Below are 13,335 nucleotides of genomic sequence, written 5' to 3' on the forward strand. Positions count from 1 at the left end.
CCCTGGAGGGTTGCTATGACACGGACAGCATTGATTGTGATGACGGCGGGGCTGGCGCTGGCGGGGTGCGGGCTGAGCAATGGCCTGTTCGGCAGCCGGGATGTCCTGGTGGCGGAGCCCGAGACCTGTGTGCCGCAACGGTTCGAGATCTATTTCGCCGACAGCGAGGCCCGGCTGACCGAGGCGGCGCGCCAGGCGATCGGGGCCACGGCCGCCCAGCTGCGCGACTGCGACATCCAGCGCGTGCAGGTGACCGGCCTGTCCGACGCCCGCGGCGGCGGGGCCGCCAACCAGAGTCTGTCGGAGCGCCGGGCGCTGGCGGTGGCCGATGCGCTGAAGGCGGCCGGCTGGCCGGTGCCGGTGTTCGCCGTGGCCGGGGTGGGCGACACGGGGGCGGTGACGGACACCGGCGCGCGCGAACCGATGCGCCGCCGCACCGAGGTGCTGGTCGAGGCCGCGCCGCGACGCTGAGGCCGGTGGCTCCGCGCCCCGGGTTTGGCTAGGGTCGCCGCTGTTTCGGCCGCCGGATGATGATCGCCTTGCGCAGACTGACCCTGTTCCTGACCGGCCTGCTGCTGGCCCTGATCGCCCTGCCGGTCGCGGCCCAGGCCGTGCGCGGGCCGCAGGCGACGCCGCGCATCGAGGCCGAGCTGGTAGCCATGTCGCAGTGGGCCGCGCCCGGGTCGACCGCCGTGGTCGCGGTCCGCCAGAGCATCGAACCCGGCTGGCATACCTACTGGCGCAATCCCGGCGATTCCGGCGGGGCCACGACCCTGGCCTGGCGCGTGCCGTCCGGCGTGCGGGCCGGCGACATCGTCTGGCCGATTCCGGAACGGCAGCGGCTGCTGGGCCTGATGAACTACGGCTACTCCGGCACGGTTTATCTGCCGGTCCCGGTCGAGATTCCGGCCACGGCCCGGCCGGGCACGACACTGGCGCTGACGGTCAAGGCGCTGTTCCTGGTGTGCAGCGCCGAGATGTGCGTGCCGGACGAACTGACCCTGGGCCTGAGTCTGCCCGTCCGCGACGGCGCGGCCCCCCTGAACGCCCGTCACGGCCCCGCGATCACGGCGGTGCTGGCGAGCGCGCCGCGACCGGCGGGCATCGCCGCCCGGATCGCGCTTGAGAACGGCCGGCTGACGCTGGGGGCAGCCGGAGGTCCCCTGACCGGGCGCGACCCGGGCCCGAGCTATTTCTTTCCGTTCGCGGGCGGGGTCATCGACCATCCGCAGGCCCAGACCGGGACCTGGGGCCCGCAGGGCCTGACGCTGTCGCTGCAGCCCGGCGACGAGACCCGGGCGACGGGTCTGTCCGGACCGGTCGGTGGGGTGCTGGTCACCGCCCACGGCGCCTATGAGATCGCGGCGGAGCCCGGGCCCTTGCCGGCCGGTGTGACCGGCTCCGGCACCCTGGACGCGGTCGCGGACGCGGTGCCCGGCGGCGCGACGACGACGACGACCGGAACGGGTCTGGTGCTCTTCGTCCAGGCCCTGCTGTTCGCCGTCCTCGGCGGGCTGATCCTGAACCTGATGCCGTGCGTCTTCCCGATCCTGGCGATGAAGGCGGCGTCGCTGGCGACCGCGGCCCATGATCCCGGCCACGCCCGGCGCGACGGCCTGGCCTTCCTCGCCGGGGTGCTGACCACCTTCCTGCTGCTGGCCGGGGGGCTGCTGGCCCTGCGGGCGGCGGGCGAGGCCGTGGGCTGGGGCTTCCAGCTGCAGTCGCCGCCGGTGATCGCCGGGCTGGCCCTGCTGATACTGGGCGTGGCGCTGAACCTGTCGGGCGTGTTCCACGTCGGCGCGGGCCTGCAAGGGGTTGGGAGCGGCCCCCTGGCCCGCCTGCCCGGCGGGCTGGGTGCCTTCTTCACCGGGACCCTGGCCGTGGTCGTGGCCGCGCCCTGCACCGCCCCCTTCATGGCCTTCGCCCTGGGCGCGGCCCTGGTCATGCCCTGGCCGATGGCGCTGATGGTCTTCCTCGGCCTCGGCCTCGGCCTGGCCCTGCCCTTCGTCGTGGTCAGCCTGTCGCCCCGCCTGCTGGCGAAACTGCCGCGCCCCGGGCCGTGGATGGACCGGCTCAAGGGGCTGCTGGCCTTTCCCATGTATGCGACCGCCCTGTGGCTGGCCTGGGTGTTCAGCCGCCAGACCGGGGCCGAGGCGCTGGGACTGTTGTTCGCGGCGGGCGTGCTGCTGGCGCTGGGCCTCTGGCTGGTCGGCACCGGCCAGGGCGAGCGGACGCCCGGGGTCACCCGCCGGCTGTTTCTGGCCGTCGGCGTGGTCGTGCTGGCCCTGTCCGGGGCCACGGCCCTGCTGGCGGCGGTAATCCCGGCGGAGGTCGCGGTGACGGAGCCCGTGGCCGCACGGTCCGGGCCGGTCTCCGCGCCCTGGTCGGCCCCGGCCGTGGCCGCGGCGCTGGCCGAAGGGCGGCCGGTGCTGGTCAATTTCACCGCGGACTGGTGCGTGACCTGCAAGATCAACGAGCGGACCGCGCTGGGCTCACCACGCGTTACGGCGGCCCTGGAGCGGACCGAGGCCGTCTATCTGGTCGGCGACTGGACCCGGCGCGACGACGCCATCGCCGCCGAGCTGCAGCGCCACGGGCGGTCGGGCGTGCCCCTGTATCTGCTGTACACGCCCGGGTCGGCCGAGCCGCGCATCCTGCCGCAACTGCTGACCGAGGGGGTGGTGGTGGAGGCGTTGAAGGACAGTCGCTGAACCCTCTCCCGAGGGGCGAGGGAGGAGGCGCTGAAGTGGGTTCGTTGACCCTCTCCCGTTGGGAGAGGGCTTGAGCCTCCGGGAGCGCAGCGATCGGGAAGGCGAAAGGGTGTGGGTCGGGTGCTGGCGGCCGGCGAAGCCGCGGCACGACCGGAGCGGCGGCTTACGCCGACGGATACAGTCGACCCTCATCCGGCCCTTCGGGCCACCTTCTCCCAATGGGAGAAGGTATCGGATCAGACTTCCGGCTGCGGCGGGGCGAGGATGACCTCGACATTGTCGTTCAGCAGATAGGCCAGGTCGGACAGGGCCTCGGCCCGCGCCGGGCCGGGGGTGGCGGCCTCGAGGGCCGCGACCTTTTTCGGCATGTCCTCGGCGATGCCGCGCAGGATGCATTTCAGATCGCCGTCGGTGCCGCGTTCGCGCAGAATTATATGACCCTGCATGTCGAGATCGGCCAGTTCGGCGGCGCGGGCCTTGAAGCCGGCGAAGACGTCACCGGTGGTGAAGCCAGCCTGGTCGGCGACACCGTCGGCGGCCCAGCCGTCGACCATGGCCTTCAGCGTTCCGGAGCGGACCACGATGTCCGCGAACAGGGGTTCAGCCGCGACCGAAACCGGCGCGTCGGCCGCGGCGGCCGGCCGGGCCGCGGCCAAGGCGACGTCGGGATTGGTGAGCAGCAGCATCGAAGCAATGGCGAGACCACAGGACATGGCAGACCTCTCGGGGCAGAATTCGCGAATCAGCGGTTGAACCGGCTTACGCCTGACCCGTAAACGAGAGCTTGATCGCCGCCCGGAGTTTGCTGACATGCCCGTGACATCCCCGCGCACCCAGGCCCTGACGGCGCTGGAAAACATCGCGCGCATGGACGCGGACACGGCGATCCTCGATCAGTTCGACGCCGACCCCTGGCGCGCGGCGCGCATGGGCCTCGAGGCGGTCGGTCTGTGGCTGGACGTATCCAAACAGAGCTGGAGCCGCGAGGGGTTCGAGGCCTGTCTGGCCCTGGCCCGGGCCTGTGACCTGGAGGCGCGCCGCGCCGCCCTGTTCGCGGGCACGGCCGTCAACGGCACCGAGGGCCGGGCCGTGCTGCATCCGGCGCTGCGGGCCGGGCCCGGCGCCGACTTTCATGCGCTGGGCGAACCGGTGTCGGCAGAGGTCGCCACCGTGCGTCAGGCCATCGCCGCCTATGCCACGGCGGTGCGGACTGGCACCGAGACCGGGGCGACCGGCAAGCCGTTCCGCGCCATCGTCCATATCGGCATCGGCGGGTCCGATCTGGGGCCGCGCCTGCTGTGGGACGCCCTGCGGCCGCTGGACCCGGACATCGACCTGCGTTTCGTCGCCAATATCGATCCGCGCGACATGGCCGAGGCCCTGACCGGGCTGGATCCGGAAACCACCCTGGTGGTGGTGGTGTCCAAGACCTTCACCACCCAGGAGACCCTGGCCAACGCCGAACGGGCCCGCGCCTGGCTGGCCGCGGCCCTGCCCGAGGCCGGGCGTGAGCGCCATCTGGTCGGGGTCACCGCGGCCCCGGACAAGGCGGCGACCTTCGGCTGTGGCCACACCTTCGGTTTCCGCGACTGGGTCGGCGGGCGCTATTCGCTATGGTCGGCGGTCAGTCTGTCGGTGGCGGTGGCCGCCGGGCCCGAGGTGTTCGAACGGCTGCTGGCCGGAGCCGCCGAGATGGACGCCCATTTCCTGTCCGCCCCGCTGGCGCGCAACGCCCCGGTGATGCTGGCCCTGGCCCAGGTGTTCAATGTCGCCGGGATGCAGCGGCCGGCCCGCACCGTGGCCCCCTATGCCCACGCCCTGCGGCGGTTGCCCGCCTTCCTGCAGCAGCTGGAGATGGAGTCGAACGGCAAGGGGGTGAAGCGCGACGGCTCACCGGTCGATACGCCGACCGGGCCGGTGGTGTTCGGCGAGCCCGGCACCAATGGCCAGCACGCCTTCTTCCAGCAGATCCACCAGGGGCCCGAGGTGGTGCCGGCCGAATTCCTCATCGTGCGCCACACCGGCGAGGACGACGCCGGGGTCGGTGACGCCCCCCTGTGGTCGAACGCCCTGGCCCAGGCCCAGGCCCTGATGCTCGGCAAGAGCGCGGCCGCGGCCCGGGCCGAACTGCTGGCCGCCGGGGCCGACGCCGCCGAAGCCGACCGCCTGGCCCCGCATAGGGCCTTCCCCGGTAACCGGCCCTCGACCACGATCGTGATGGAACGGCTGACGCCGGAGACTTTGGGGGCCCTGCTGGCCCTGTATGAGCACAAGACCTTCGTCGAGGGGGTGATCTGGGACATCAACAGCTTCGACCAGTGGGGCGTCGAACTGGGCAAGGTGCTGGCGCAGGCGATCGTGAAGGATGTGAAAGCGGGCAAGCCGTCAGCCGGGCTGGACCCGTCGACGGCGGGGTTGCTGAAGCGGCTGCTGGGGTGAGGGAGGTGCGGGCCTCACTGGGGACGGGGCGAAGCACCGGATGCGCTGGAGGCAGTCCGGCCAAGGCTGACGTTCAAAAGAGACAGCATCATCGCCACGGCGAAGGACGCGGCGGCGAGGTGGAGAAGGTCTGGCACGCCGCCCGACAGCACTACGGCGGCGCCGAACTCTACGAAGAGAATAGCCCGGATCGTCAGGAGAAGTGGCGAACCTGCGCGACTTCCAAATATGCCCCAATCAGGGTCGAAGATCGGGGTGAGGCGAAACTTAAAACCCGATCCACCCATCATCTCCCGATTGGCGGCCCCGATCCCTCTGTGGCAACGCGGATCAAGGAGCATCCGCAGGAACAACACAGTTGTGACCGCCGCCGCCAGCAGGGCCAGAGGGCGGGCGAGCAAGGTGCGCGCCGGTTCGTACGCCCAACCAATTCCGACAACAGTTCCGCCTAGCGCCGCCACGAACAGAGAGGGCCAGTAAATCAATCGTGAGTTCATGCCGGAGATTGCGCATCCGGCGACGATGTCCGCAATGGTTCGATAGCGGCCACTCACTTCGCGTTGGGCTGCAGGCATTCTAACGTGCCGCCATCAACGGATCTGGCCGAGGTCCAGCGGGATCTTCGCTCACCTCCCACCCGTCATCCTCGGGCTTGGCCCGAGGATCCATTGCGGGGCCGTGCGAGCGGTGGAGGTGTGGCCTTGGTCTTCAGCCGGCGTTCCCTGATCAGCCGGTCGAAACCGCTGACCCATGGGGTCCTCGGGACACAAGCCCGAGGATGACGGGATGGAAGATTTCCCGCCGGGCCGGATGCCGCACCGAAAAAGGCGGCCCCCGTTTCCGGGGGCCGCCTTCTCGCCCGTCCGGTCAAAGGCTACGCGACCGGACGTATGGGTTTTGCCTAGTAGCGGCGGTCGTAGCGGTAATCGCGACGGTCGTAGCGCTGGTTGCGGTCGCGGCTGTTGATGCCGTGTTCGCGTTCCCAGTGGCCCTGGTTCCGGTAGCAGACGCCGCCGCGATAGTAGTTGCAGTCAGCGCGCCGGCTCCGGGCCTGGCTGTAGCCGCGGTTGTCGCCATAGCCGTAGTTGCTGCCGTAACTGCCGTAACCGCCATAGCGGTTGCCGTAGTCCCGATTGCGGTTGATGCCGTGCTCACGCTCCCAGTGGCCCTGGTTCCGGTAGCAGACGCCGCCGCGGTAATAGCTGCAATCGTTGCTGTTGGCGGTGGCCCCGATGGCCGCCCCGGCGAGCGCGCCACCGGCGACATAGGTGCCGTCGCCATTGCCGATCAGCGCCCCGGCCAGGGCCCCGATGGCGGCGCCGATCAGCACGTCACCGGTCTGGTCACGGTCATTGTCGTGGGTGCGGTAGCGGCTCTGGGCGTCGGCCGGACTGGCGGCGGCGACGCTGAGCGCCAGCGCGCCGACCAGGGCCGGGGAGGCGAGGGTGAGTCTGGAGAAAATGGTCATGATCCGTCCCTTCGGTCTGTGGTCGGCGGGGGTGCCGAAATCTTGACCACAGTGTAGCCACACCCGCCTGAACCGGATCGGGGGGGCTCGTTCATCCTGCGTTCATCCGCGGTGGCGACGGCGGGGCCCTGCCGTGGCACCGGATCGGCGAATATCGGCCCGCCCCGCTTGACGATGCGACGGCGTCTCCCTACTTGCCCCTCACGTTAGCACTCGCAGGTATCGGCTGCCAAAACCGGTCCCGAGGCGCTGGCGACTCATTCTGGAAGTCTGCAATCGGAGAATACACAGATGGCGTTTCGTCCTCTCGGCGATCGCGTGCTGGTCAAGCGCGTTGAAGAAGAATCCAAGACCAAGGGCGGGATCATCATCCCCGACTCGGCCAAGGAAAAGCCCCAGGAAGGCGAAGTCGTCTCGGTCGGCCCCGGTGGTCGTGACGAGGACGGCAAGCATGTCGCCATGGACCTGAAGGCCGGCGACCGCATCCTGTTCGGCAAATGGTCGGGCACCGAGGTCAAGATCGACGGTGACGACCTGATCATCATGAAAGAGTCGGACGTGCTGGGCGTGCTTTCGTAAGCACCGGCGTTTCAACGACTTTTCCCTACATACTCTAGACACAGGAGCCGCCTCACATGGCAGCCAAACAAGTTCAGTTCTCCACCGAAGCCCGCGAGAAGATGCTGCGCGGCGTCAACGTCCTCGCCAATGCCGTCAAGGTGACCCTGGGGCCCAAGGGCCGCAACGTCATCATCCAGAAGTCGTTCGGCGCGCCGCGCTCGACCAAGGACGGCGTCTCGGTGGCCAAGGAAATCGAGCTCGAAGACGCCTTCGAGAACATGGGCGCCCAGCTGATCCGCGAAGTCGCCTCCAAGACCAATGACAAGGCCGGCGACGGCACCACCACCGCCACCGTCCTGGCCCAGTCGATCGTGCAGGAAGGCCTCAAGTCCGTCGCCGCCGGCATGAACCCGATGGATCTGAAGCGCGGCATCGACAAGGCCGTCGCCGCCGTCATCGCCGACATCAAGGCCTCGGCCAAGAAGGTCAGCGCCAACTCGGAAATCGCCCAGGTCGGCACCATCTCGGCCAACGGCGACGTCGAGGTCGGCGAAATGATCGCCAAGGCCATGGAAAAGGTCGGCAACGAAGGCGTCATCACGGTCGAGGAGGCCAAGACCGCCGAGACCGAGCTGGACGTCGTCGAAGGCATGCAGTTCGACCGCGGCTATCTGAGCCCCTATTTCATCACCAACGCCGACAAGATGGAGGTCCAGCTCGAGGAGCCTCTGATCATGCTGCACGAGAAGAAGCTCTCGTCGCTGCAGTCGATGCTGCCGATCCTGGAAGCCGTGGTCCAGTCGGGCCGCCCGCTGCTGATCATCGCCGAGGACATCGAGGGCGAGGCCCTGGCCACCCTGGTCGTCAACAAGCTGCGCGGTGGCCTGCGCGTCGCCGCCGTCAAGGCCCCGGGCTTCGGTGACCGCCGCAAGGCCATGCTGGAGGACATCGCCGTCCTGACCGGCGGCCAGGTGATCTCGGAAGACCTCGGCATCAAGCTCGAGAACGTCACCCTCGACATGCTGGGCAAGGCCAAGAAGGTCACCATCACCAAGGACGACACCACCATCGTCGACGGTATCGGTGGCAAGGACGAGATCGAGGCCCGCATCGGCCAGATCAAGCGCCAGATCGAGGACACCACCTCGGACTACGACAAGGAGAAGCTGCAGGAACGTCTGGCCAAGCTGGCCGGCGGTGTGGCCGTGATCCGCGTCGGCGGCTCGACCGAAGTGGAAGTGAAGGAGAAGAAGGACCGCGTCGACGACGCCCTGAACGCCACGCGTGCAGCGGTTGAGGAAGGCATCGTCCCCGGCGGCGGTATCGCCTTGCTCAAGGCGACCCGCGCCCTCGAGGGCCTCAAGGGTGACAATGCCGACCAGACGGCCGGTATCGCCATCATCCGTCGCGCCATCCAGGCCCCGATCCGCCAGATCGTCGAAAACGCCGGCGTCGAAGGCTCGATCGTGGTCGGCAAGGTGCTGGACAACAAGTCCGCCACCTACGGCTTCAATGCCCAGACCGAGGAGTACGGTGACCTGGTGCAGATGGGCGTGATCGATCCGGCCAAGGTGGTTCGCACCGCCCTGCAGGACGCGGCCTCGGTCGCCGGCATCATGATCACCACCGAAGCCGCCGTGGCCGACGCGCCCAAGAAGGCCTCGGCCGGCGGCGGCGGCGGCGACATGGGCGGCATGGGCGGCGGCATGGGTGGCATGGACTTCTAGTTCCCTTCCCCGGTGGAGGAGCGGGTCGCGTCAGCGACCCGCGAGACCGGGCCGGGGAGCCACGCAGGCTGAACGAACAGAAGAGGGCGGTCCCAGCGATGGGGCCGCCCTTTTTGGTTGGGTTGGGGTTCAGAAATTCGAAATCAGCAACGCTCCGATTTGCTTCAAACGGCGAGCTCGGGCGTTGAGTCAGCCAATTTCCATCTGTGGACGTGTGGAGATAGGTGCTTACAAGGGAGGCGAGCGTAACGGTATGAGATATGTGATCGCCATCGATACTAATATCGACGGGCAATACCGCGCCACAGTGGAGTCAGATGCGGAAAGCTCTTGAACAGCGCTGCTATATGCCATGCGGCTATGTCAGGGGGCGCATGGTCTGTGACGTCTCATGAGCTCCAATAAGAAGCGTCAGCTCAACGTAACCGAGGGGCTCGGCCTGAATGCCGTTGAAGCCATCCTGCTAAGGATGGGTTGGCAGCCCCGCGATCAACGTGCTGGAGACTATGGCGTCGATCTCCAAGCTGAGATGCCCCGCCCGGACGGTACAGCCAGTGGGCGCCTTCTCGCTTTGCAAGTTAAGGCGGGCCCCTCCTACTTCACGGGCAATAAACGGGAGGTCCAGTTTTATGCGGACAAAGACCATATTGACTACTGGGTAGGCCATTCGCTGCCTGTCGTCGTCGTCTTCCACAACACCGACACTGAGGAGACGCTCTGGCAGTGGGCTGACCAAGCCGTGCGGAAGGGAAAACGATGGCGGCTGACGGTGCCGAGAACTCAAATTCTCGATGTGTCCGTAAAGGATCAGTTCGCAAAGGTTGTTTCACAAGGGCGCCTTTTGGACCCGGCCACAGTCTCACGGCTGGGGGAAGATGTTGCGGAGACTGCGAGCACCAATAAGCAGGGGGCTGTGCGGCCCAATGAGGCTATTGTTTCAGTACCGTCTAACAGTCAGCCAGTTCCTCCAAGGCTAAGGGCAGAGGTGGGCGATGGCAGCCTCTCACCGACCGCCATAGACCAACTTTCAAAGCTGCTCGATGAGAAGCTTCGACCTTTACAGCCATCGGTCATGGAGGCGTCGTCAGGGACCTCGACTGACCCTCGACGGGTTACCGAAGACGCAGCGCTCCACGCCCAGATTGATCAGCTTCGCGACATTAAGAACGCGGGCAACCCTGGCGTTGCGTATCGTATGTTACTGGAACTACTTCCGAAGATCGACCGCACGCGAGTGCCGTATGGCTACTTTCGCGCTCGCACCAATCTCGCGGCATGCGCTTTGGATATAGGTCTTAGCGCGGAGGCTATCGAAGGCTTTGAAGAAGCCTATGAGTTTGAGACAAAGAACCCACTTGCGATTGCCAATCTAGGCCTCGCAAAGCTGCTCAAGCAACAATACCAAGACGCATTTGACTTAGCTAAACAGGCCCTAAACGGCAGCCCATGCCCGTCGCATGCGATAACGGTCTTGCTTAGTGCGGCAGCGAGGCTCGAAGGGATAGGCGAACCAGAGAGCCTTATCCCGGAGGCAGTTCGGGGCGGCTCAGACGCGCGGTTTGCCGTCCTTGAATTCCTGCGGGTGACGGAAGCGCCGGACTGGATCGAAAAGGCGATCGGAGCCTATCCTGAAAATCCAGACGATCCAGCATTTAAGCGCCTTTGGGCCTACGCCATTCTAGAGGCCGCGACGACGGATCGTCAGTTCGTGCCAGGGGGGCAGTCTAAGGTATCAGTTGCTGAGGTAAGTGAAGCTGCGGTTGTCCTTCGCGCAGAGGTCGAGAAGAAGATCGCCGGCGGCTACGTCGATAAAGCAGAGTTGGCAAATGAGGCGACCAACGCGGCCATCGCGTTCCGCGTTGTCGATGATTATCAGTCGGGAATCGATCTTCTACGCCGAGTTCAATCGGAGACGGGCCACCAACCGAATGCCGCGCGAATGCTGGCGCTTCTCGAAGCGTTGAACGGAAATGAAGCGGGTGCGCTCGCGGCGCTGGAATCCATTCCGGACGATGGAGAGGCCCAGCTTCTGAAGGCCGAGATCATTGGCCGAACCGATCCGAAGGCGGCTCTGAGGTTCGTCATCGAATTGGATGATGCGACCATTCCAGAGCATCATCGTATAAGCAGATGGATCGTGGCCGCCAACCTCGCGATAGTTGCGCGCGACCGGCCGGCATTGGACGCCGCGATCGAGCATATCCGGATTGATTCATCCCGTTCGGTTTATGCTGACATCCTCTCCATTCGTTGGCGAGCAGAAGAAGGCGAAGCCGACGAGGTGTTGGCAGGCGAACTAGCGGCCCTTGCCGAAGCTCTGCCTGCTGACGCATCATTCGCGCAGAGGGTCACAGTCGCCCAGGCCCTGAAAAGTCATGACGCGACAATTAAGGCGTCTCGGGTTCTTGATGGTCACGTTGATCTGACGCGGGATACGGAAGCAACGCGACTTTACATTGGGCTGCTAGCGAGTAGCGGAAGAGCCAGAGATTTCAACAGCGCCATTGCGATGTTGCCTAAGGCCGCGCTCGATGACCCTGACATCGTCTGGCTCCGAACCGTTCAAGCTTTCAATCGCGGCGATCTTGACCAAGCGGAGAAGCACGCCCGGCACTTAACCTCACTAAAGCCGGATATTTTAAAGCCGACTCTCTTGCTGCTCGAAAGCTTGGTCCGGCGTCGCAGGGACGTCGCCATTAAGCGTGTACTGGCGGCCTCTGTAGAAGATTTCAAATCCGACAGCGTCTCCGATCAAATGAGGTTGGCTAGGCTGCTTATTGGATTTGGCTCTCCTCAACGCGGGCTAGCACTACTCTATCGCCTCCTACTGGAAAATCGCGACGACCCTCAGCTATGGACCAGCTTCGGAGCGCTCGTGCTCGATGCAGGACGAAAGAAAGGTGGGCGACTCGATGCACCGGCCATCGCCGATGATATCTCCGTGGTCCTAACCTTGGATGGTGGACAACGCTTAGAATTTATCGTCGAGCCCAATCCAGAGTTGAGAAAGCTCGACCCTGATGCGCGCGAACCCAGTCATCCTGACGTGGCTGCGGTCATGGGCATGAAGACTGGAGACGAGTTCACCTTGCCGGACGGCCGCAGGGGTAGGGTCGGCGAACTACGCCACAAATTCGTTGCCCGTATGCAAGCCGTACTTCAGCAGTTTGAGGATCGCTTTCCTACCGTCAATGGCTTTAAGAGCATCCAGGTTGATGTGGAGGCGGAAGGTGGCTTGGATGCTGTTAAGGCAATGCTCAAGGCGCGTTCCGACTTCCTCGATGAGGAAGCGAATTCCTATGAAACGGGAGGGATGCCACTTGCGGTCTTCGCCTATCGTGTCGGGACGAGCACGATCGACGCGGCCGAAGGGCTCTCACAAGTTGGGCGAAAATTCCAAGTTGCAATCGGTGAGGAAGGGGAGCGTGCGCAGGCGACGAAGAGCTTAGTCGCAAACGCTCGCCGAGGTGTTGTTGTCGACGCTCAAACCTTTTGGACGATGTGGTCACTTGAGGTCACAGAACTGATCGAAGCGGCTTTGGGTAAAGTGCATTATTCAGCCAACACCCTACTAGACCTTCAATCTCGTCTCGAACGACTGAGTGATGGTGACGAGGACGGCTTGCAGTCGATGTCCTACCAAGGCGGACAGATCTCGATGAACAGCGTTGATGCCGAGGATGTCCGTGCCGCCGCAGAAAATCTGAGATCCGGCATAAATTGGCTTGAGGCCAGCGCCGTTCTTTCACCCGTGACTGTCCCTGACAGCCTGCCTGACGAGATGCGCGCGGTTATTTTAGATATGGGAACCCCTCTGTTCGACGAGGTTTTCATCGCTAATGAAAACGACCTGCTGCTGCTCGTTGATGACCTTCGACTTCGTCAATGGGGTGGTGGGCTAGGTGTAACGCGGTCCTGTTGGCTTCACTGGGCGCTCGGTTACGTGGTCGATGAGAAGTTGGCCGAAATATCGGACTATGTCGTCTGGAGCGCGAAGCTATTAGCGCGTGGTCAAAGCTACCTTGGTCTCTCAACAACGGTGTTTTTCGAGGCACTACGAACGGACATGCGAGATGGCTTGAAGAAGCCGAGCGTCGTCTTTGAGACCTTGACGACGTGCATTGGGGGCGCAAAAGCGGACATCGAATCGCACGTCCGGGTTACCGCGCAGATCATCTATGGGTTATGGCGCGGCACGGAGTTCATTGACCTACGGGAAGGCGCGACGGGCATTCTGCTGCGTCGCGTCACCGCCGAACGATACGGTGATCACGGGCTCATACTTTCGGTTCTAATGCATGTGTTCAGGTCGACTCCTCTCGCGGCGCGATACATTCGAGATTGGTCGAGAGGACACTTCTTGAAAGTCACATGACGCGATTTCTGACTTGTCGCTGACCCTTCCACCGCTTCAGGCTTCACCCCTCCA

Annotated in this window: 9 protein-coding genes; 6 read left to right on the top strand and 3 right to left on the bottom strand. The window is 65.2% G+C overall.

The genetic code is table 11. From position 1 onward, the window contains the following. Positions 1 to 15: 15 nt before the first annotated feature. Positions 16 to 471: an OmpA family protein gene (locus AACZ75_RS09090; protein WP_339872532.1), complete on the top strand. Its 456-nt coding sequence runs from the start codon at positions 16 to 18 to the stop codon at positions 469 to 471. A gap of 59 nt (positions 472 to 530) precedes the next feature. Next, complete coding sequence (locus tag AACZ75_RS09095) at positions 531 to 2,711, top strand: thioredoxin family protein (protein WP_339872643.1); 2,181 nt, start codon at positions 531 to 533, stop codon at positions 2,709 to 2,711. A 236-nt stretch (positions 2,712 to 2,947) separates the two neighbouring features. Here AACZ75_RS09095 and AACZ75_RS09100 read toward each other — a convergent pair whose 3' ends face one another. Next, positions 2,948 to 3,424, bottom strand: a complete 477-nt coding sequence (locus AACZ75_RS09100; protein WP_339872533.1) for a hypothetical protein — start codon at positions 3,422 to 3,424, stop codon at positions 2,948 to 2,950. 97 nt (positions 3,425 to 3,521) lie between these two features. On the opposite strand from AACZ75_RS09100, the gene pgi reads away from it, so the two are divergent. Next, positions 3,522 to 5,150 carry a glucose-6-phosphate isomerase gene (gene pgi, locus AACZ75_RS09105; protein WP_339872534.1) on the top strand — a complete coding sequence of 543 codons (1,629 nt, stop codon included), beginning with the start codon at positions 3,522 to 3,524 and terminating at the stop codon, positions 5,148 to 5,150. 14 nt (positions 5,151 to 5,164) lie between these two features. Here the strand turns inward: pgi and AACZ75_RS09110 are convergent, their stop codons facing one another. Both AACZ75_RS09110 and AACZ75_RS09115 read right to left on the bottom strand, forming a co-directional pair. Continuing rightward, the gene (locus AACZ75_RS09110; protein ID WP_339872536.1) at positions 5,165 to 5,725 is read right to left on the bottom strand and encodes a hypothetical protein; all 561 of its coding nucleotides are present in this window, start codon (positions 5,723 to 5,725) and stop codon (positions 5,165 to 5,167) included. A gap of 326 nt (positions 5,726 to 6,051) precedes the next feature. Further along, positions 6,052 to 6,618 carry a hypothetical protein gene (locus AACZ75_RS09115; protein ID WP_339872537.1) on the bottom strand — a complete coding sequence of 189 codons (567 nt, stop codon included), beginning with the start codon at positions 6,616 to 6,618 and terminating at the stop codon, positions 6,052 to 6,054. A 291-nt stretch (positions 6,619 to 6,909) separates the two neighbouring features. Between AACZ75_RS09115 and groES the strand changes: the two genes are divergently transcribed. The 3 genes from groES (at position 6,910) to AACZ75_RS09130 (ending at position 13,281) form a co-directional block, all read left to right on the top strand. Next, positions 6,910 to 7,197 carry a co-chaperone GroES gene (groES, locus tag AACZ75_RS09120; protein ID WP_300445965.1) on the top strand — a complete coding sequence of 96 codons (288 nt, stop codon included), beginning with the start codon at positions 6,910 to 6,912 and terminating at the stop codon, positions 7,195 to 7,197. Between the two features lie 56 nt (positions 7,198 to 7,253). After that, positions 7,254 to 8,906, top strand: a complete 1,653-nt coding sequence (gene groL, locus AACZ75_RS09125; RefSeq protein WP_339872538.1) for a chaperonin GroEL — start codon at positions 7,254 to 7,256, stop codon at positions 8,904 to 8,906. A gap of 391 nt (positions 8,907 to 9,297) precedes the next feature. Then, positions 9,298 to 13,281 carry a DUF4365 domain-containing protein gene (locus AACZ75_RS09130; protein ID WP_339872539.1) on the top strand — a complete coding sequence of 1,328 codons (3,984 nt, stop codon included), beginning with the start codon at positions 9,298 to 9,300 and terminating at the stop codon, positions 13,279 to 13,281. Positions 13,282 to 13,335 lie beyond the last annotated feature (54 nt).

The organism is uncultured Brevundimonas sp. (genome assembly GCF_963975535.1).
In the GTDB taxonomy this organism is placed as follows: Bacteria; Pseudomonadota; Alphaproteobacteria; order Caulobacterales; family Caulobacteraceae; genus Brevundimonas.